Consider the following 20,798-nt stretch of genomic DNA (forward strand, 5'->3'; position numbering starts at 1 on the left):
ATTTCGAACTTTATATAAATAGATTTTATGATACGATATATTCTAGTCGTTTTTATTCTGATAACATCTTGTAAAGAACAGGTCAGTGGGGAAAATGGAGGTACTAATAGTCTAAAAATCGGAACTTACAGAGCTGTTTTTGAAGTACAGGATAATGAAGAACTACCCTTTGTTTTTAAAGCAGAATCTCCAACAAAACTAAAAATATTCAATGCTGAAGAAGTTATTGAAGTTGATGAAGTAGACTATCGAAATGATTCTATTTTTATAAAAGCTCCAGTATTTGAAGGTTATATAGCGGCTAAGTTTGAGGGCAATAATTTAAAAGGAAGTTTTATTAAGGAGAGTTTAGATAGAGTAGTGCCTTTTACGGCTGAATTTGACAATAAAAGTCGATTTAAAGTAAATGCGAAGCCAACACAAAAAGTAACAGGTATTTGGGAAACTGTGTTTAGTAAAGGCATTGAAGGAGATGAATACATTGCTAAAGGTATTTTTGAACAAGAAGGAGACAAAGTAACAGGAACCTTTAGAACAACAACAGGTGATTACAGATATCTTGAAGGTAAGATGGATGGTAACGAAATGAAACTTTCAACATTTGATGGAGCCCATGCTTTTCTGTTCACAGCTAAAGTAACTGATTCTACAATGGAAGGAAATTTCTATTCAGGGAACCATTGGAAAGAACCTTTTGTTGCAAGACGAAATGAAGCTTATGAGTTACCAAGTGCTAATGAACTCACTTTTTTAAAGGAAGGTTATGATAGTTTAGAGTTTTCATTTCCAGATGAAAATGGCAATATGTTGGCATTAAGTGATGAGCGATTTAAAAATAAAGTGGTGATTGTTCAGATAATGGGAACTTGGTGCCCAAACTGTTTAGACGAAAGTAAATACTATACTAAATTCTACGAAGCTAGCGCCGAACGTGGAGTAGAAATTGTTGCTCTAGCTTTTGAGTATGCTAAAACCAAAGAAAAGGCATTTAGCAGTATAAATAGATTAAGAGATAAACTAGATATATCCTATCCCATTCTATTGGCGCAATATGGTACTTCAGATAAAGCAAAAGCGCAAGAAAAGTTACCAATGCTTAACCATGTGTTGTCATACCCAACCTCAATTTTTATCGATAAAACAGGTAAAGTACGGAAGATTCATACAGGTTTTAATGGACCAGCTACAGGTGAAAAATACGAGGAATTTAAGACTGAATTTGAAGGGTTTATTAGTTTGTTATTAGGAGAATAATATTGAGTTTATGAGATACTGCCAAATCAGTTTTTAGCCATATCTTAAAACAGGAATAAACTATAAATAAGTTAAAACTGAAATTTTAAAGAGTCTATAGACTATGTTACCCTTCAAAATCGAAGTCATCACCGCCACCATTTCCATCACGACCAGAACGTTGACGCTTTTTTTGCTGATTAAAGCGATAAGTAAAAGCTAAATTAAAAGAACGCACACGTCTTTGAAACTCACCATAGTTTTCAAAAGTATCGGTAAAGTTATCACTTCGACGTATACGAGAATTAAAAACATCTCTAACATTAAATGCTAATGAGGCTTTATCATTGAATAAGTCCTTGCTAAAGGCTAAGTCTGTAGAAAAAATACCTTTATTTCGACTTTGAGCTGTTTCACTTGGTCCTCTGTAAAATATGCGTGTTTGCCAATCGATACCACCAGGAAGTGTATATTTATTATTTAATCTTATGAACCAGCTTAAATTGTCAGCATCAAAATTTTGACCTTCAAAATCCCCTCTTGTAATCGAGTTGAATAGGTTAAAATTACCGTTTAGATTCCACTTTTTAGTTGGTCTATAAGTCAGCGTAAATTCTAATCCATAACGGTCATTGGTCGCTAAATTAATAGGTGTACGTCGTATTACACTAACTAAATCCTCTGGATCAAATTGATTAAAATCTGGATCGTTAATATTTATGGTTTGTAATGTTTCAAAATTGTAAAAATTATCAGTTTCTAAAGCAACAAAATTAAAGGCATTTTTTGAGCTCTGAAAATAGATGGAACTTGTTAGAGTTAGCTGTTTTCCAAATTTTTTAAAATAACCAATATCAAATGCATTTGAAGTACTCGGGTCTAAGTCAGGATTTCCTTGAAATAGATTTACAGGACTACTTCGCGATGGAAAAGGATTAATAAAACGAGAGCGTGGCCTTCTGATTCTTCTATTATAACCTAAGGTGATATTTTCGTCTTCTGATAACTCAAAGGCCAAATTGACTGTAGGAAATAATTGGTGGTATTCTTTTTTGTCAAAATCACCACTAGTTAGTTGTTCGATAGTAATTCTTGTGCCTTCATAGCGCAAACCGAGCAAATAAGAAAACTTGGAGCCAATTTTATTTCCGTATTGTGAGTATAACGCATTAACTTGTTGTGTAAAATCTAAAGTATTACTTAAGTCAGTGTTAGTTTCAAATGATTCTCCCTGGTCAAAACTTGTCTCTACTAAATAATCAGTAAGTAAATCAAAAAACTCACCACGATAACCAAATTCTAATTGTCCAGTTTCTTTAATAGGTTCAACATAATCTGCTTGTAATAATATTCTATTTTGGTTTTCGTCAGTAACTACATTTTCTGCATCAAAGCCATTTTGGTTAATCATTGATCGTTCTAATTCCGAACTGTCTTCAAATTGAAAATCGAAGGTTAATTTGTGCTGACTATTACCATTAAACTGTTTGTCATAGCTAAAAGCATATTGTATGGTTCTATCATCTTCGAGTTCTGGATCTCTACGAATAGTTGTTTCTAGAAGGTTATTGTTAGCATCAAACCGTTCTGTAAGATTAAAGGTGTTACTTTCATTGTCGCTATCTCGATACACCAAAGTTGCGGTTAGCGAGCTAGTTTCATTAACATACCATTCGATACCAGTATTTGTGCTATACCCTTTACGAACACGATCAAAATCGCGCTCTTCTTTTAAAAATGTACTTGGCTCGTCTCCATTAAAAAACTCAGTTTCGTTGAGTGCGTTTCCTGGTGTCTCTCTATAATTGTAGCTAGTAGTATTAAAAATATTAACATCACCTGTTCTATAATTGATATTTCCAGAAACACCACCTTGTAATGGGGAACCACCATTAACAGTAATAGCTCCATTAAAACCTTGGAGTTTACTACGTCTCAAGATGATATTTAAAATCCCTGCAGAGCCTTCTGCATCATATCTTGCTGAAGGAGATGTTATCACTTCAACACGTTCAATAGCCTCAGCAGGTAATTGTCGTAATGCGTCTGTTGAATTAAGACCAACCAAACCAGAAGGTTTGCCATTGATAAGAATTCTTACATCACTATTTCCTCTTAATGATACAGCTCCTTCAACGTCTACTGAAACAGATGGCACGTTGTCTAATACGTCGCTTACTGTACCGCCTCTAACGGTTAGGTCTTTACCGACATTGTAAATTTTCTTGTCTAATTTTATTTCTACAGTGGTCCGTTCGGCGACAATTTCAACTTCGCTTAGAGATTCTACATCCGCTTCTAGCGCTACAGTGCCTAGATCTATATTTTCTGAGATATTTTTGTTGTAGTAATTTTTAGACTTGTATGAAATATATTCCACAACAATATCATAGAGTCCTACAGGTATTTTTAAGCTGAATTCTCCCTTAGAGTCAGTAATAGTTCCCTCAATTATTGCATTATCTGATTTTGATTGAAATGTAATAGTCGCATATTCTAAAGGGATATTAGAACCTTGTTCAACCACAGTTCCTTGGATTTTAACTTCCTTTTGAGCAAAGGATAGATTGAAAAAAAACAGAAGTAAAAAAAGTGGTAAACTTATTTTCATGTCATATTTGTTAAAATCACAAAATTAAACCTAGCTCTCTGGCTTAGGGTTAATCTTTTGTTAAATGAAAAATTGTTTTACCTACAAGGAATAGAGGGTTCAATTTAGCCGTTATCCTCTTCATCTTTAGTTTTTTTCTTCTTTTTCCTCTTTTTCCTCTTTTTCTTTTTCTCTTTTACGACTTCTTGTTCGTCAAATTCTCCCTTAATTAACTCTTTGATTTTGTTCATATCACCTTCAGAAATTAACTCTTTGAGATCAGCAAAATGTGTGTCATCTAATGCTTTTATAGCTTTATCTCGATCTAAGCTATGTTCAAAACGAGTTTTATAAAGAGCCACTTTTGCAATAAAATAACTGTTTAAAGATTGTTTAATAATTTCCTTTTGAAAATCGTCTGCTTCTAGTGTGGTTAAGAAGTTGGCAATGTATTCATTTTTGCGTTCTTCCACTAATCGCTTACGTTTTTCTATATCTTTCTCAGATGGTTCTCTGGTGGTTTGCGGAATGCTATTTCTGTTTCTACGCATTTGTCCAAAGACATTAAGACCAATTAATAGTGCAAAAATAACTAAGACTGTCTTTTTCATTTTTAAATAATGTTTAATATTGTTTCTGGTGGTCTACCAACCACTGCATTTTTTCCGTTGATAACTATAGGCCGTTCAATTAGCTTTGGGTTTGCAACCATTGCCTCGATTATTTGTTGGTCCGAAAGGGTTTTACCTTTATATTCAGATTTCCAAATGGCTTCATTTTTACGCACCAAATTTATTGGTTTTATGGCTAATTTTGAAATAACTCGCGTTAATTGATCCGTTTTTAAGTTTTCATCTAAATACTTAATAACTTCAAAATCTTTGCCAGATGCTTTTAAAATAGCTAAACCTTGTCTAGATTTAGAACACCTTGGATTGTGGTATATTTTAATCATAATTTATATATGAATTGAATATGTATTTAGTTCATTGGCCAATGCCTCTGGTGCTTCAAAATGTATGCCATTAATGCCTAATGCTTCTGCAGCCTTTACATTTCTGAGATTATCATCAATAAAAATTGAATTCTCGCCTTTTATATCAAAGCGCTCTAGCGTTAATTCATAAATCTCCGGAAATGGTTTTCTGGTCTTTTCTTCACCTGAAACTATAATACCTTCAAACCAATGCAGAAAATCAAATCGCTCTAACGCAATAGGAAATGTCTCATGACTCCAGTTGGTTAATGCTACTACTTTGTAACTTGGATTATCAATAAGCTTTTTAAGTATATCAACTGTACCATGAATAGCTTCACCTAGCATGTCTTCCCATCTTCCATAGAACATACGAATGAGTTCTTCATGTTCAGGAAATAAAGCGATGCGTTCTTCTGTAGCTTTTTGCATTGGATAACCCGCATCCTGATTTTCATTCCAGTCACTAGTGCATACATTGTCAAAAAACCATTGCATTTTTTCTCGGTCTCCATTAAAAACGTCTAAATACACATATTCTGGATTCCAATCGATTAACACTCCACCTAAATCAAATATTATGGTATCAATTGTTTTCATTTATAATTTATTTGAATCTGCTTCTTGTTGTCCCATCATCATCAAATACGCTTTTAAAAATGGTTCTATATCTCCATCCATAACCGCATCTACATTACCAGTTTCATGAGTTGAACGTACATCTTTTACTAATTTATAAGGATGCATAACATAATTTCTGATCTGACTTCCCCATTCAATCTTCATTTTACTGGCTTCAATATCATCTCGCTGCGCCATTTGCTTTTGCAGCTCTATTTCGTACAGTTGGGATTTTAGCATTTGAAGTGCTCGCGCTCGATTATCGTGTTGCGAACGCGTTTCGGAACATTGAATTTGTATTCCGGATGGCTTATGCAATAATTGAACTTTGGTCTCTACTTTATTTACATTTTGACCACCAGCTCCACTGGATCGTGCCGTAGTAATTTCTAAATCAGAAGGGTTAATATCTATTTCTATAGAATCATCTACCAAAGGATACACATAGACCGAAGCAAAACTTGTATGACGTTTTGCATTACTATCAAAAGGGGAAATACGTACCAAACGGTGCACACCGTTTTCGCCTTTTAGCCAACCAAAAGCATAATCACCTTCAATCTCTAAAGTCACTGTTTTAATACCTGCAACATCTCCATCTTGCAGGTTGAGTTCTTTAACTTTAAACCCACTTTTTTCTGCATACATAAGGTACATTCGCATAAGCATACTTGCCCAATCGCAAGATTCTGTTCCACCAGCACCAGCTGTAATTTGAAGTACAGCACTTAAGCTGTCACCTTCTTCAGAAAGCATATTTTTAAATTCTAGTTTCTCAATTGCATTTACTGCGGCTTCAAAACGATTCTCAACATTTTCCATTGGAGCTTCGTCTTCTTTATAGAATTCATAGATGACTTCTAGGTCTTCGTATAAGGTTTTTGCTGAATCGTAATCGTTAACCCAACTTTTTTTCTCACGAATGGATTTCATGACTAATTCGGCTGCTTTAGAGTCGTTCCAAAAATTTGGGTCGAATGTTTGTTCTTCTTCGTTAGAGATTTCTATGAGCTTAGCATCTAAGTCAAAGATATTGTCTAAGTGTATCTAGACGGGAATTAAGATCTTTTATTTGATCTGATGTTATCATATTTTGAAGTAATTTCTGCAAATATAGTGAGCCATATTAAAGTGCCATAATTTTGAATTGGTTTTTTAGAAATTCCGTAGTTTTATGATTCAATTCTCTAAACATGAAAAAATTAGTTTTCCTCTTTTGTTTTGTTAGTATTAGTTTTCAGTTTCAAGCACAAGTTCTGGGTAAGAAAGACTTAAAAGTATATGAAGGTTATTTTGACTTTTATTACGAAGAAAGTTCAGATAAAATCTATCTAAAAGTTGAAAAACTTAATGAAGAATTTCTATATGTTAACTCATTGTCCTCAGGTGTTGGTAGTAATGATATAGGTTTAGATAGAGGACAACTAGGCAATGAGCGTTTGGTATATTTTAAAAAAGCGGGTAATAAGTTGTTACTAATTCAGCCTAATTTAAAGTATAGAGCGAATACAGATAACTCCTTAGAAAAGAAAAGTATTGAGCAAGCTTTTGCTAAGTCCGTATTATTTGGTTTTAAAATTATATCTAACAAAGATGGTGAGTACATCATTGATTTTACTCCTTTTTTAATGGAAGATACTCATGGAGTTTCTGCGCGATTAAAAAGAAATAAAGAAGGTACTTACAAGATTGATGCCTCTAAGAGTGCATTAGAGTTAGAGCGCACAAAAGCATTTCCTGATAATGTTGAGTTTGAAGCTTTGTTGACCTTTAAGGGACAACCAACAGGAAGAAATTTGCGAAGTGTAACTCCAACAGGGTCTTTGGTGACTGTGGTTCAACATCATTCATTTATCAAACTTCCGAATGATAACTACAATCCAAGGGTTTTTGATACACGTAGCGGAGCAATTTCTATGTCTTACATGGACTATGCAACTCCAATACAAGATCCTATTAGAAAGCGTTTTGTGATACGTCATCGCTTAGAAAAGAAAAATCCAAGTGCAGAAATTAGTGAAGCTAAAGAGCCAATTATATATTATCTCGATCCTGGTACTCCAGAGCCAGTTAGGTCAGCTTTATTAGATGGAGCAAGATGGTGGAACCAAGCTTATGAAGCGATCGGTTTTAAAGATGCATTCCAAGTAAAAATGCTGCCTAAAGATGCAGATCCGATGGATTGCAGGTATAATGTCATTCAATGGGTACATAGAAGCACAAGAGGCTGGAGTTATGGAGCAAGTGTTGTAGATCCTAGAACAGGCGAGATTATTAAAGGGCATGTGAGTTTAGGGAGTTTGCGTATTCGCCAAGATTTTATGATTGCACAAGCCTTAATGAATAAGCCTTTTGCAAAGCGCGATGATAATTATCAGCCCATGTTAGACATGGCTTTAGCTAGAATAAGACAGTTGAGTGCTCACGAAGTTGGTCATACCATTGGTTTTGCACATAATTTTGCAGCCAGTACTAACAATAGAGCATCGGTTATGGATTATCCGCATCCTCAGATTTCAGTAAATAATGGAGAAATAGATTTTAGTAATGCTTACGCAACTGGAATAGGAGAGTGGGACAAAGTTACTGTAGCTTATAGTTATTCTGAATTTGATAAAAAAACAGATGAAAAGAAAGCTTTAAATAAAATTTTAAAAAATGCTCAAGATCGTGGTTTACGTTTTATTACAGATTCTGATGCCAGAGCAGCTGGTGGAGCACATGTCTTAGCGCATTTATGGGATAACGGTAAAACACCTGCTGAAGAACTGAATTCTGTCTTAGAATTACGTCAACAAGCCATATCTAACTTTTCCAAAGATAATATTAAGAGTTACGAACCTTATTCTGTATTAGAAGATGTATTTGTGTCTTTATATTTTTATCACCGCTTTCAAGTCGAAGCAGCAACTAAAGTCATTGGTGGTTTAGATTACAACTATGCTGTAAAAGGTGATGAGCAAATGACGTCAACGTGTGTCGATGTTGGTATGCAGAGGGAAACTCTAAAGGCTATTTTAAAAACCTTAGATGCTAAAATTTTAGCAATTCCAAAAGATAAATTAGAATTGTTTCCACCACGTGCATTTGGTTATAATCGTTCACGTGAATCTTTTACAGGAAAAACTGGTGTTGCTTTCGATCCTCTGAGTGCAACTAATACAGCTAGTGATATGACTCTAAAGTATTTATTGCATCCGCAACGTGCTAATCGATTAGTGCTGCAGAAGAGTTTGGATGAGAATCAGTTGAGTTTAGAAGAGGTGATAGATGAGCTTTTGAGAAATTCTTTTAGTAAGAAATATAATGACAACTATTTATTAGAAATTCAGCACCAAATTAATACTAATATATTGAAGTATTTGATGAATTTAGCTTCAAACGATCAATCTTATTTTCAAGTTAAGGCCATTGCAAATAAAACTATACGAGATATTGCAAAGAAAAATATGGGATTAGATGCCATTCAGTATCAATATAATTTAATGATTAATGAGTTTTATGAGCACCCAGAAAAATTCAAAATAGAAGCATCACCAAAAATACCAGACGGTTCACCAATTGGGAGTGATATTTGTAATTACAATTCAAATTAAAATAATATGTCAGGTTGAGCGCAGTCGAAACCTATTAAAATAAAGTTTAACTAAATAAGATTCCCATTTTCATGGGAAATGAATATGATAATAGACTTAAGAAGCGATACAGTTACTAAACCAACTAAAGGCATGTTAGATGCAATGCTAACAGCAGAAGTAGGGGATGACGTATATAAAGAAGATCCATCAGTTAATGCTTTAGAAAAACACTTGGCTGATATGTTTGGAATGGATGAAGCTTTATTTTTTCCTACCGGAAGTATGGCAAATCAGGCTGCGTTAAAACTACATACCAATCCAGGAGAGCAAGTTATTTGTGATAAATATGCACATATTTATAATTACGAGGGTGGTGGAGCATCTTTTAATAGCGGAATCTCATGTAAGTTAATTGATGGACATAGAGGTATGTTTACTGCCGCGCAAGCGGAAGCATCAATAAATCCACCAGATTTTTACCATAGCCCATTAACTTCCTTAATTGCTATTGAAAACACAACGAATAAAGGTGGTGGAGCCTGTTGGGATTTTGATGAACTTAAAAAAATAAGAGGAGTTGCAAACAAACATGAGTTAGGTTATCATTTAGATGGAGCACGATTGTGGAATGCACTTATAGCTAAAGGCGAAAGTCCTAAGCAGTATGGTGAACTATTTGATACCATTTCTGTGTGCTTAAGTAAGGGTTTAGGTTGTCCTATGGGTTCTGTGTTAATTGGAAGTAAAGAATTAATGCAAGGTGCACTTAGGGTTCGTAAAATATTGGGTGGAGGAATGCGGCAAGTTGGTTTTGCAGCAGCAGCTGGTTTGTATGCTTTAGACCATCATTATGATAGACTTGCTGAAGATCATAATAAAGCCAAAGAAATAGGAGAGGTACTCACTACTTTATCTTCAGTAAAAAAAGTAGAACCGATAGAAACTAATATTATCATCTTTGAGTTAAATGAGAATGTGGAAGAAACTCAATTTCTTAATAAATTAAATGAGAAAAGCATAAAAATTATAGGTATGGGCAGTAATAAACTTCGTATCGTAACACATTTAGATTATACAGATCAAATGCACGAAAGATTATTAACTATTTTAACTAAACTATAATTTTGCAGAATAACTGGGGCATATTAACGATTTTATTTAATGTAATACAACTATTTTGCATTAATTGCGGTCAAAATGATATTTCAAACTATTCACTTAACACATAATTTCGATTTTTACAGCATATGAGATTAAGTGTTGTTATTCCTGTTTATAATGCAGAACATCTCTTGTCTAAATGCTTGGATAGTCTTTTAGATCAAAACTTAGACTCAAATGATATTGAGATTTTAGTTGTTAATGATGGTTCTTTGGATAGTAGTAAAGAAATTGCTGTAAAAAATTCTGCAGTTAAATTAATTGATAAAGTAAATGGCGGTGTTGGAAGTGCTCGAAATGCTGGTTTAGAAGAGGCTATTGGCAAGTATATTTATTTTTTAGATCCAGATGATTATCTAAAGACAAATGTTCTTGAGGGTTTATTAGATACTATAGAGACAAATTCTTTAGATATTTTAACTTTTGATTCTTTAACAATTTCAGATTCTAAACGTTCTCAAAGTATAGTCTCAAATGAAGTTTCTCACTTGTCTCCAATAGTAGACGGTGAAAATTACATTGCTAATGAATTTTACAATAATGAAGTTTGGAGGTATATAATTGATAACGAATTCTTAAAAGAAACCACTATCAGATTTATTGAGGGCAGGTGGATGGAAGACGCTATTTTTACTGCAAAACTATTTTTAAAAGCAAGGCGTATGGCGCATTTATCTGTTGATGCACATAGGTATTTAGTATCTCCTGGTTCTGCAATGACTAGCAAAGAACCTTCACATTATATTAAAGTTATAAAAGATAATTATAATGCAGCTTTAGTTTTTAACAATATAATTAATGACCTAAAAAGTTCAAAATCTAATAATGAAGCTTGTTTAAATCGCTTAAGAACTAGACAACAATCTTTTGTGTTTTTTCTGATGGTTAGAATTTTGAAATCTACAATTAAGTTACAAGAGGTAAAAGCAATTCTAAAAGATTTAGAGTTGATAAAAGCGTATCCAATGCACAAGTTTAAGGGTAAGGATTATAATGGCTTCAAATACAGCATCTTAATTCCGTTATTTAATAAAAAGGCGACTTACTTCTTACTTTTTAAGATATTTAACCCGATTTTCAGAGGAATTTATAAGAGCGCGTAGCTTTTTATATTTTTATTAACCAAACATATCCATACCAGGAATATTTGGCATGCCTTCTTTAGCAACAGCCGCAATTTCGGCTTCGTTTACACTAGTAGCTTGTTCAATAGCTTTATTTAATGTTAAAATAAGATAATCTTCTAACATTTCTTTATCCTGAAGTAACTCCTCATCAATGCTAATAGATTTAATGGTTCTGTTAGCGGTTATAGTAACTTTTAGCTTGTCATCATTACTTGCTTCATCAATTAAAACGGTATGCAAACGTTCTTTAGTTGCTTCAACTTTCTTTTGAGCTTCTTTCAATTTGCCCATCATTCCCATCATATCTCCAAACATAATTCTGTGTTTTAAATTTTTACGGTGCAAAATTACTAAATTGCGAATCTTTTTTAGATTAAAATTTTCATAAAAACAGATGATAAAAAATTTCGATATAAATCCACCTATTGCCAAAAAGATCCTACATCAATTAGAAAAGCATGGTGATATTAGAATAGACGATTATTTCTGGATGAAAGACAGAGAGCATCCAGAAGTTATTAATTATCTCAATTCTGAGAATGACTATTGTGATACCAAAATGGCTCACACTAAGAATTTTCAAAAGGATTTGTTTGAAGAAATGAAGGCTAGAATTAAAGAAGATGATCAGTCTGTACCTTATAAATATAATGGGTATTGGTATATAACAAAATTCGAAAAAGGTAAAGATTACCCAATTTACACACGTAAAAAAGAGAGTTTAGATAATCCTGAGGAATTATTGTTCGACTGCAATAAAATGGCAGAAGGTGAGAATTTTTTTAAGTTAGCAGGTATTAGCATAAGTCCTGATAATAAGTTGGTCTCCTATGGAGTCGATACCACAGGTAGAAGAAATTACACCATTCATATTAAAAATCTTGAAACAGATGAAGTTGCTTCAGACAGAGTATTGAATACCACTGGCTCTTCGAGTTGGGCAAATGATAACGAAACTTTGTTTTACACTAAAAAAGATGAAGTTACGCTTAGAGCTTTTCAAATTTACAAACACCGCTTGGGTGATAATACAGAAGATGAACTTGTATTTCAAGAGGCTGATGATACCTTCGGAGCTACGGTTTATAAATCAAAATCTAGAAAGTATATTATTATTGCTTGTTACAGTACATTAACTAATGAGTATCATATTCTAAATGCTGATAATCCAGAAGGCAAGTTTCAAATATTTCAACCTAGAATAAGAGGTTTAGAATATAGTATTTCACATTATGATAATCACTTTTATATTCTTACCAATAAGGACAAAGCGACTAATTTTAAACTCATGAAGACTTTAGAGACTAATACTAAAGTTGAAAATTGGAATGAAGTCATTCCACATAGAAAAGATGTGCTTTTAGAAGGCATAAATATTTTTAAAGATTACTTGGTGGTTAGTGAGCGTAGTAATGGTCTAAATGAAATAAGAATTAAACGATGGGACGGAACACAAGATTATTACTTACCATTTGACAATGAAACTTATACGGCTTATACAGGAACAAACGTAGATTTTGATACGGAATTGTTGCGCTATGGCTATAATTCTATGACGACCCCATCTTCTGTTATTGAATTTAATATGCGAACTAAAACAAAAACAGTTTTAAAAGAACAAGAAGTTTTAGGAGGGAAATTCAATAAAGAGAATTACACCTCAGAACGTATTTGGGCAACTGCAGATGATGGTACTAAAATACCTATGTCTGTGGTCTATAAAAAAGGCATTAAAAAAGATGGAACTAATCCATTACTGCAATATGCATATGGTAGTTATGGCTCTACGGTAGACCCTTATTTTTCAACAATTAGACTCAGCCTTTTAGATCGTGGATTTATTTATGTCATTTCTCATGTTAGAGGTGGCGAATATCTTGGTCGTCAATGGTATGAAGACGGAAAGTTGTTAAATAAAAAAAACACATTTTCAGACTTTATTACTTGTTCTATTCACTTAATTAAAGAGCGATATACATCATCTAAGCATTTATATGCTATGGGTGGAAGTGCAGGCGGGTTGTTAATGGGAGTAATTGTTAATAAAGCACCAGAATTATATAACGGAATCATTGCAGCTGTACCTTTTGTAGATGTCATTACTACAATGCTAGATGACTCTATTCCCTTAACTACTGGAGAATATGACGAATGGGGAAATCCAAACGATATTTTGTATTATAAGTATATAAAATCTTATTCGCCTTACGATAATGTAGAGGCTAAAGACTATCCCAATATGTTGATTACAACAGGTCTAAACGATTCTCAAGTACAATATTGGGAACCAGCAAAATGGGTAGCTAAATTACGAGCTATCAAGACAGATTCTAATCAATTATACCTAAAAACTAACATGGATGCTGGTCATGGTGGTGCTTCTGGTCGTTTTGAAAGTCTAAAGGAAGATGCTGAAGAATTCGCCTTCCTACTTGATTTAGAGGGAATTTTAAGCTAGTTTAAAAAAAAATGTTACTTTTGCGAGGTTTTAGGTGTCTAATAAATATGATGCCGAAAATTTCATTTTATGAACAACAACAAAAATGTATTTGATAATGTGTTACAGCTTATTGGTAGCACTCCCTTAATCAAATTAAATAGAATGACCGTAGACTTTGATGGTGATTTTTATGCTAAAGTTGAAGCATTTAATCCAGGACATTCTTCGAAAGACCGTATCGCATTACATATTATTGAAGAGGCTGAGCGTAAAGGTATTTTGGCACCTGGTGATACTATAATAGAAACGACATCTGGTAATACAGGTTTTAGTATTGCTATGGTGAGTATCATTAAAGGTTACGAATGTATTTTGGCAGTAAGTTCTAAATCTTCTGCAGACAAGATAGATATGTTAAAGTCTATGGGAGCTAAGGTTTATGTTTGCCCTGCGCATGTTAAAGCCGATGATCCACGTTCTTACTATCAAGTCGCAAAACGCTTACACGAAGAGAATAAAGGTTCTATATACATTAATCAGTATTTTAATGAATTAAATCTTGATGCGCACTATAAAACAACTGGTCCAGAGATTTGGAATCAGACTGAAGGAGAAATAACTCATTTAGTAGCTTGTAGTGGCACAGGAGGAACTATTTCTGGTATTTCAAAGTACTTAAAGGAACAGAATCCAAATGTAAAAGTTATTGGAGTAGATGCCTATGGATCTGTCTTAAAGAAATATCACGAAACTCGTGAGTTCGATGATAAAGAGATTTATCCATATAGAATTGAAGGTTTAGGTAAAAACCTTATACCTACTGCTACTGATTTTGACTTAATAGACAAATTTGTAAAAGTTACAGACGAGGAAAGTGCACATACAGCAAGAGAAATATCAAATACAGAAGGTTTATTTGTAGGTTATACAAGTGGTGCTGCTATGCAAGCTATTAAGCAATTAGTTGCTGATGGTGAATTTAAGCCCACAGATAAAGTTGTGGTTGTATTTCCTGATCATGGATCACGTTATATGAGTAAAGTATATAGTGACAAGTGGATGGAAGATCAAGGCTTTTTTGATAGTAAAAATGAGGTGCATGCTCCAATCGAGTATGTGAAATAAAAGATTTAAATTTTCATAAAACAGCCTATCAAATTCTTGATAGGCTTTTTTTATGTCTTTATTTCAATGCGACTATACTTATTATAGTGTATGTTTTATGCTAATTGACAGCAATCTTTTTAGTAATAGTGCCTCTATCAAAATTCAGTTTTAAAATATTGATTCCGCTTTTAATATCATTTTTTAATAAACTTTAATGTATGTCCATTTTTAAATTTTAAAAAATATAAACCATTGACATAATTTTTAACATCAACTTTTTCGTTATTAGAAATGCTGTGTTTTGAAATCTCCATACCAAGTGCATTATAAATGGTAAAGCTTTCGACTTTAGTAAAATTATTTAGTTGAATATAATCAGTAGTGGGATTTGGATAAATATTTAGTTTTTCAACTAATTCATAATTGTTTATACCTAGACTAGAACCATCTAATTTCCAAAGTTCTATGCCATTTGTTCCATCATCAGCTCGAAAAAAAAGATCTGTACCAATAACCGATAAAGGTGAAACATCGGAATCACCACTTCCAGGGTTTATATCTTGCACTAAAGAGACTGCTGTACCATCATACTTCCAAAGTTCTGTACCACTTGTTCCATCATTAGCGTGAAAATAAAGATCCGGACCTAAAACTGTTAAACCATCAACATCAGCATTCCCAGTTACAGAATTGATAACAATTTCCGTTGCTGAAACTCCATCACACTTCCTAAGCTGAAATCCATTTGGCGAGATATAAGTTCTAAGATAAAGACTATTACCCAATGGTGTTAACATATCAGGCGCAGAACCTTCACTTCCTGGATTGATATCTATTAATGAAGCACTTGTTCCGTTATACTTCCAAAGTTCTAAACCAGTTGTTCCATCGTTAGCTACAAAATAGAGATCTGTACCAAATGACGTCAAATGAGAAACACTAGAATTTCCGCTTCCAGGATTAATATCTTCTACTAATGTAGCTGCAGTACCGTCATATTTCCAAAGCTCACTGCCATTAATACCATCGTCAGCTCGAAAAAAAAGATCTGTACCTAGTACTGTAAAATTTGTAGGACTAGAGTTTCCGCTTCCGGGATTAATATCCTGGACTAAAGAGGCTGTAGTGCCATCATATTTCCAAAGTTCTAAGCCAGTTGCTCCATCATTAGCTGTAAAATAAAGATCCGTATTGTACTCTATTAATTGAGAAGGTACACCTGTTCCCCCTGAACTGATGACGTGAGCTAAAGTGGCAGTAACTCCGTCATACTTCCATAATTCTTTTACATTCGATCCGTTATTAGATATAAAATAAAGGACATTTCCGTACAAAGTTAAAGCTTCAGGTTCTGAAACGCCTCCGGGATTAACATCAATTAATATCGCAGTTGTTCCATTAAATTTCCATAGCTTTTCGCCAGTTGTTCCATCATCTGCTTTAAAATATAGATTCGATCCTAATGTTGTAAAGAGTGATGGAACAGAGTGCCCACTCCCAGGATTTATATCTGCTACTAATGTTGTTGTTGTGCCATCATATTTCCAAAGTTCAGAACCATTCGTACCATCCAATGCTCTGAAATAATAATCCGAACCTAAATTTGTTACCTCAGCGGGATAAGAATCGCCTGAACCTGGATTAATGTCATGGACGAGTGTTTGACTATTTACATTGCCAATTGAAGAAATGAATAATACCATTAAAATAAGTAGTTGTTTTTTCATGTTTTTGGGTTTTAAATTATTAATTGAGCGCAAAATATTTTATGGTCAGTAATAAATCATAACTAAAAAACAGGTTTGTGATGAACACTATATAAAAAAGTGACAAAGATTGTTTTACCCATTGAAGACATAAGCAACCGTGAAAAGAGGTCTCAAAAACACCGTTATTATTGATTTTGTGACGAACACCCTTTTAATAGTGATAAACATAAAACAGCTCATAACTACTGTGTTTTAAATAATAGTACTTTTGTTTAAAACAAATATATTGAAGCTACAGACTTACTTTTTCCTTATATTATTTGGCCTACAAATTGGGTACTCTCAAACCCATATTTATGAGCATTTTGGTGTAGATGAAGGTTTGCCAAGCTCTGAAGTCTATGATATTTATCAAGACAAACGAGGTTATATTTGGTTTGCAACCGATAAAGGTTTATCGCGTTATAATGGTTATGAATTTGAGAACTTCACCACAAAAGATGGCTTACCAGATAATACCATATTAGATTTCTATCCTCAAGAAAACGGTCAGGTGTGGTGTTATGGCTATCATAGTCAAAGTTTATTTTATTTTAATGATGATTTTGACGGATTTAAAGCTTATAAATTCAATGTTATTCTAAAAAATCAACTAGACCCAAAAAGCATTTTAAAGAGTGTTGCATTTGACAAAAATGGCACGTTATATGCTGGAGGTTATAATGTATGTGGTTTAATAGAAATTAATAAAGAAGGTACGTACAACAGACAATTTGAAATTGATTCAAGACCAACATCACCAACCGAAATATATGATATTAATTTAGGCATACAGATGGCAAATAATGTGTTTTTTTCAGTATGCCATAACTATGAATCAGAAGGTGACACAGTTATTTTTGATCCGAAAACGCAAATAGATTCCAGAGTTGATATAGTTTTTTTAAATGATGAACATTCTATTTTTATTGATGAAAATTTGGGAGTCCTATCAAAAAATGGAGATATAAAGTATTACGAAACCAGACAAAACCCAACAGGAATAAAGCTAATTAATGATGATTCGTTTTTTGTTGGTTATTATAATAATGGTGCAGAAATCAGAGATGTATCAGGTAAAGTTATTGAAACATTTTTGCCCAAAAAATCGGTAAGTAGTTTTTTAATAGATAAAGAAGGTAGTTATTGGTTTAGCACTATTGATGATGGCGTTTTTTATATCAAAAATCCCAATATAAAAGTCCTTACAGAAGATCATATTTCATCATTAGTTAAAGACCATAAAAACACTTTATATGCTGGCTTCTATAATGGTAATATTGTAAGCATTTCAACTACGAAAATTGCTACACTCCATAAAGGTTTAAAAGGCAATACTGCATTAGTAGAGTTTGACTCAAAGCGCAAGCATTTATATGGCTATTGTGATGAAAAACTCGTCAATTATACGGATAACGACAAAGCAGTTCATATTCTTGCAAGTAATCTTCCAGAACATATTGGGGATACGTTATTATCATCTTCGTCTAATCATCTTTATAAACTAAAAAATAATAAAGTTATACGCTATGAGTTAAATAAAAAAATTCAAGATGTATGTGGCTATAACGATACTGTTTTAATAGGCACGTCGACTGGCTTATTCATTCAAGAAAATGAAAAAATAAAACCTAATCAATCTCTAGATATTTTAAAATCGAGAATAGATGATATCGATCTTAACATAAATACTAATCTCGTTTATATGGCAACGCAAGGTGCAGGTGTTATTGTCTACGGAGATAGTATTTATAATATTACTAAAGCCAATGGGCTTACTAATAATATTGTAAGTGAAGTATATATTGAAAACGACTCAACAGTTTGGGCATGTACACACACGGGTTTGAACAGAATTAGATTTAAACCTAATAACAGTACTGATGTAGCAACCATTACTAAAGCAGATGGCTTATTAAGTAACGATATTGATGACATTGAAATAATCAACGATACCATTTGGGTAGCTACAAAAAAAGGATTGTGTTACTTTAAGAAAGCACTTTTAGAAGATAAAAAAACCTCAAATATTTTATCACTCGCTTTAGAAGATGTTACTGCAAACGACAAAAATATTTACAGCAAAAATGTAAAGCTAAACTACGATGAGAATAATATAGAGTTAAAACTCCAGGCCATATCACATAAAAACAAAGACCATATCAATTATTACTATCGCTTAAAGGAAATAGACACATCTTGGACTAAAACGACGAATAGAACAATTAGTTTTCCGTCATTATCACCTGGAAATTATACATTTGAAGCAAAAGCTAATGTATTAAACAATCAAAATGATTTGTCTGTTTTATACGCTTTTAAAATACGACCACCATTTTGGAAAAGCTGGTGGTTTTATAGTATTTGCGTGCTAATTCTATTTGGTCTTGTCTATTTATTCTTTAAAGTCCGTGTTTTAAGTTACAACCAAGATGTGTTTAGAGAATTAATTAGATTGGCAATAAAACGGTTAAAGCGAAAGGAACAGTTTTATAAATTCAGGTCTAATGGTGAGGATTTTAAAATCCCAACACACGATATTCTTTATGTAAATTCTCAAGGCAATTACTTAGACATCACTACCAATAAAAAAACCTATACTATTCGCTGTAAAATAGGTGATTTTATTAATACTACACCAGATGCTTTAGAGTACTTGAGAGTCCATCGTTCCTATATCATCAGAATAGACCAAGTCTCTAGTAAAGGTAAAAACTGGGTCGTAATTAAAGACCAGAGAATACCAGTAGGCGAAACATATTTAAGTGAATTGGAAAAAATTCATTTTTAATGTTCAAAACTTAGTGAATAGTTAAATTAAATAATATTATGCAGTCATAATATTATTAATTAATTTTGCAGATACTAACAAAACTAAATTAACTAAGATTAAGAGTATTTTTTGTGCTTTATAAGCATAGATAGCGATTAATGGCAAACGCACTTTATGAAGGATTTATTTGAAAAGATTTACAGAGATAAAGGACCGCTAGGTAAATGGGCTGCGCAAGCAGAAGGGTATTTTGTATTTCCAAAGCTCGAAGGAGAGATTTCTAATAGAATGAAGTTTCAAGGAAAAGATGTTATTACTTGGAGTATTAATGATTATTTAGGTTTAGCTAATCATCCAGAAGTAAGAAAAGTAGATGCTGAAGCTGCTGCTGCATATGGCTCAGCTTATCCTATGGGAGCGCGCATGATGTCTGGCCACACGGAGATACACGAGCAATTACAGAATGAATTGGCTGAATTTGTAAATAAAGAGGCTGCGTATTTGTTAAATTTTGGTTACCAAGGTATAATGTCTACTATCGATGCTTTAGTTGGTAAGGATGATATTATTGTATACGATGTAGATGCACATGCTTGTATTATAGATGGTGTACGTTTGCACATGGGTAAGCGCTTTACTTACAAACACAACGATGTAGCAAGTTTAGAGAAAAACCTTGAGCGTGCTACAAAAATGGCGGAACAGACTGGTGGCGGAATTTTAGTTATTTCTGAAGGTGTTTTCGGGATGAGAGGTGAGCAAGGTCGTTTAAAGGAAATCGTAGAATTGAAGAAGAAATTCAATTTTAGATTCTTAGTGGATGATGCACATGGATTTGGAACATTAGGTGCTACTGGTGCTGGTGCAGGAGAGGAGCAAGGTGTACAGGATGATATTGATGTTTATTTTGCAACATTTGCAAAGTCTATGGCTAGTACTGGTGCTTTTATTGCTGCTGATCAGGAAGTAATAGATTATTTAAAATATAATTTGCGTTCTCAAATGTTTGCAAAATCATTACAAATGACGCTTACAGTTGGTGCTTTAAAGCGATTGCAAATGCTAAAAACTATGCCAGAGCTTAAGAAAAATCTTTGGACAATAGTTGACGCCTTACAATCGGGTTTAAAAGAACGTGGTTTTGATATTGGTACAACGCAGAGTTGTGTCACTCCAGTATACTTAAAAGGTAGTATTCCTGAAGCTATGGCTTTAGTAAGAGATTTACGTGAAAATTATGGAATCTTCTGTTCTATAGTAGTTTACCCAGTAATACCTAAAGGATTGATTTTACTTAGAATGATTCCTACAGCAACACATACTTTAGAAGATGTTAGAGAAACACTAGATGCTTTTGATGCTATTAGAGACCGTTTAGTTAATGGTACTTACAAAAGAATGTCAGCAGCTTTAATTGCTGCAATGGGAGAATAAATATTTCCTA

General features: G+C 33.3%; 15 protein-coding genes. 8 read left to right on the top strand and 7 right to left on the bottom strand.

The annotated features are described in order from the left end of the window. Nucleotides 1-27 precede the first annotated feature (27 nt). Nucleotides 28-1,254: a peroxiredoxin family protein gene (locus SJY34_RS02230; protein WP_400078497.1), complete on the top strand. Its 1,227-nt coding sequence runs from the start codon at nt 28-30 to the stop codon at nt 1,252-1,254. A 106-nt stretch (nt 1,255-1,360) separates the two neighbouring features. On the opposite strand, the gene SJY34_RS02235 is transcribed toward SJY34_RS02230, so the two are convergent. From SJY34_RS02235 to prfB, 5 genes are all read right to left on the bottom strand, one after another. Beyond that, on the bottom strand, nt 1,361-3,844 hold the full coding sequence (locus tag SJY34_RS02235) for a TonB-dependent receptor domain-containing protein (RefSeq protein WP_400078499.1): 2,484 nt from the start codon (nt 3,842-3,844) through the stop codon (nt 1,361-1,363). Between the two features lie 104 nt (nt 3,845-3,948). Further along, on the bottom strand, nt 3,949-4,434 hold the full coding sequence (locus tag SJY34_RS02240; protein WP_400078501.1) for a hypothetical protein: 486 nt from the start codon (nt 4,432-4,434) through the stop codon (nt 3,949-3,951). 2 nt (nt 4,435-4,436) lie between these two features. Continuing rightward, entirely contained in the window at nt 4,437-4,778 is a 342-nt protein-coding gene (gene arsC / locus SJY34_RS02245) for an arsenate reductase (glutaredoxin) (protein WP_400078503.1), read from the bottom strand. 3 nt (nt 4,779-4,781) lie between these two features. Then, on the bottom strand, nt 4,782-5,399 hold the full coding sequence (locus SJY34_RS02250; RefSeq protein WP_400078505.1) for an HAD family hydrolase: 618 nt from the start codon (nt 5,397-5,399) through the stop codon (nt 4,782-4,784). Then, nucleotides 5,400-6,510, bottom strand: a protein-coding gene (prfB, locus tag SJY34_RS02255; RefSeq protein ID WP_400078507.1) for a peptide chain release factor 2 whose coding sequence is annotated in 2 segments (ribosomal slippage) — nt 5,400-6,446 and nt 6,448-6,510 — 1,110 coding nt in all. Because the reading frame shifts where the segments join, the coding sequence is not laid out codon by codon here. 103 nt (nt 6,511-6,613) lie between these two features. Here prfB and SJY34_RS02260 point away from each other — a divergent pair. The 3 genes from SJY34_RS02260 (at nt 6,614) to SJY34_RS02270 (ending at nt 11,262) form a co-directional block, all read left to right on the top strand. Then, nucleotides 6,614-9,016 (top strand): zinc-dependent metalloprotease, encoded by a 2,403-nt coding sequence (locus tag SJY34_RS02260; RefSeq protein ID WP_400078509.1) that lies wholly within the window; start codon nt 6,614-6,616, stop codon nt 9,014-9,016. 84 nt (nt 9,017-9,100) lie between these two features. Then, nucleotides 9,101-10,120, top strand: a complete 1,020-nt coding sequence (locus tag SJY34_RS02265) for a threonine aldolase family protein (RefSeq protein ID WP_400078510.1) — start codon at nt 9,101-9,103, stop codon at nt 10,118-10,120. Between the two features lie 125 nt (nt 10,121-10,245). Further along, nucleotides 10,246-11,262: a glycosyltransferase gene (locus SJY34_RS02270; protein ID WP_400078512.1), complete on the top strand. Its 1,017-nt coding sequence runs from the start codon at nt 10,246-10,248 to the stop codon at nt 11,260-11,262. 15 nt (nt 11,263-11,277) lie between these two features. Here the strand turns inward: SJY34_RS02270 and SJY34_RS02275 are convergent, their stop codons facing one another. After that, entirely contained in the window at nt 11,278-11,601 is a 324-nt protein-coding gene (locus tag SJY34_RS02275; protein ID WP_400078514.1) for a YbaB/EbfC family nucleoid-associated protein, read from the bottom strand. A gap of 79 nt (nt 11,602-11,680) precedes the next feature. Here SJY34_RS02275 and SJY34_RS02280 point away from each other — a divergent pair, with 79 nt between their 5' ends. Both SJY34_RS02280 and SJY34_RS02285 read left to right on the top strand, forming a co-directional pair. Then, on the top strand, nt 11,681-13,744 hold the full coding sequence (locus SJY34_RS02280; protein WP_400078516.1) for a S9 family peptidase: 2,064 nt from the start codon (nt 11,681-11,683) through the stop codon (nt 13,742-13,744). A gap of 69 nt (nt 13,745-13,813) precedes the next feature. After that, nucleotides 13,814-14,851 (top strand): PLP-dependent cysteine synthase family protein, encoded by a 1,038-nt coding sequence (locus tag SJY34_RS02285; RefSeq protein WP_400078518.1) that lies wholly within the window; start codon nt 13,814-13,816, stop codon nt 14,849-14,851. A 176-nt stretch (nt 14,852-15,027) separates the two neighbouring features. Here the strand turns inward: SJY34_RS02285 and SJY34_RS02290 are convergent, their stop codons facing one another. Continuing rightward, nucleotides 15,028-16,560, bottom strand: a complete 1,533-nt coding sequence (locus SJY34_RS02290) for an ELWxxDGT repeat protein (protein WP_400078520.1) — start codon at nt 16,558-16,560, stop codon at nt 15,028-15,030. A gap of 268 nt (nt 16,561-16,828) precedes the next feature. On the opposite strand from SJY34_RS02290, the gene SJY34_RS02295 reads away from it, so the two are divergent. Both SJY34_RS02295 and SJY34_RS02300 read left to right on the top strand, forming a co-directional pair. Further along, a complete protein-coding gene (locus SJY34_RS02295; RefSeq protein WP_400078521.1) occupies nt 16,829-19,372 on the top strand; it encodes a two-component regulator propeller domain-containing protein in 2,544 nt (847 codons plus the stop codon). Between the two features lie 156 nt (nt 19,373-19,528). Further along, a complete protein-coding gene (locus SJY34_RS02300; protein WP_400078523.1) occupies nt 19,529-20,788 on the top strand; it encodes an aminotransferase class I/II-fold pyridoxal phosphate-dependent enzyme in 1,260 nt (419 codons plus the stop codon). Nucleotides 20,789-20,798: the final 10 nt, after the last annotated feature.

The sequence above is a fragment of the Winogradskyella sp. R77965 genome (assembly GCF_044594915.1).
In the GTDB taxonomy this organism is placed as follows: Bacteria; Bacteroidota; Bacteroidia; order Flavobacteriales; family Flavobacteriaceae; genus Winogradskyella.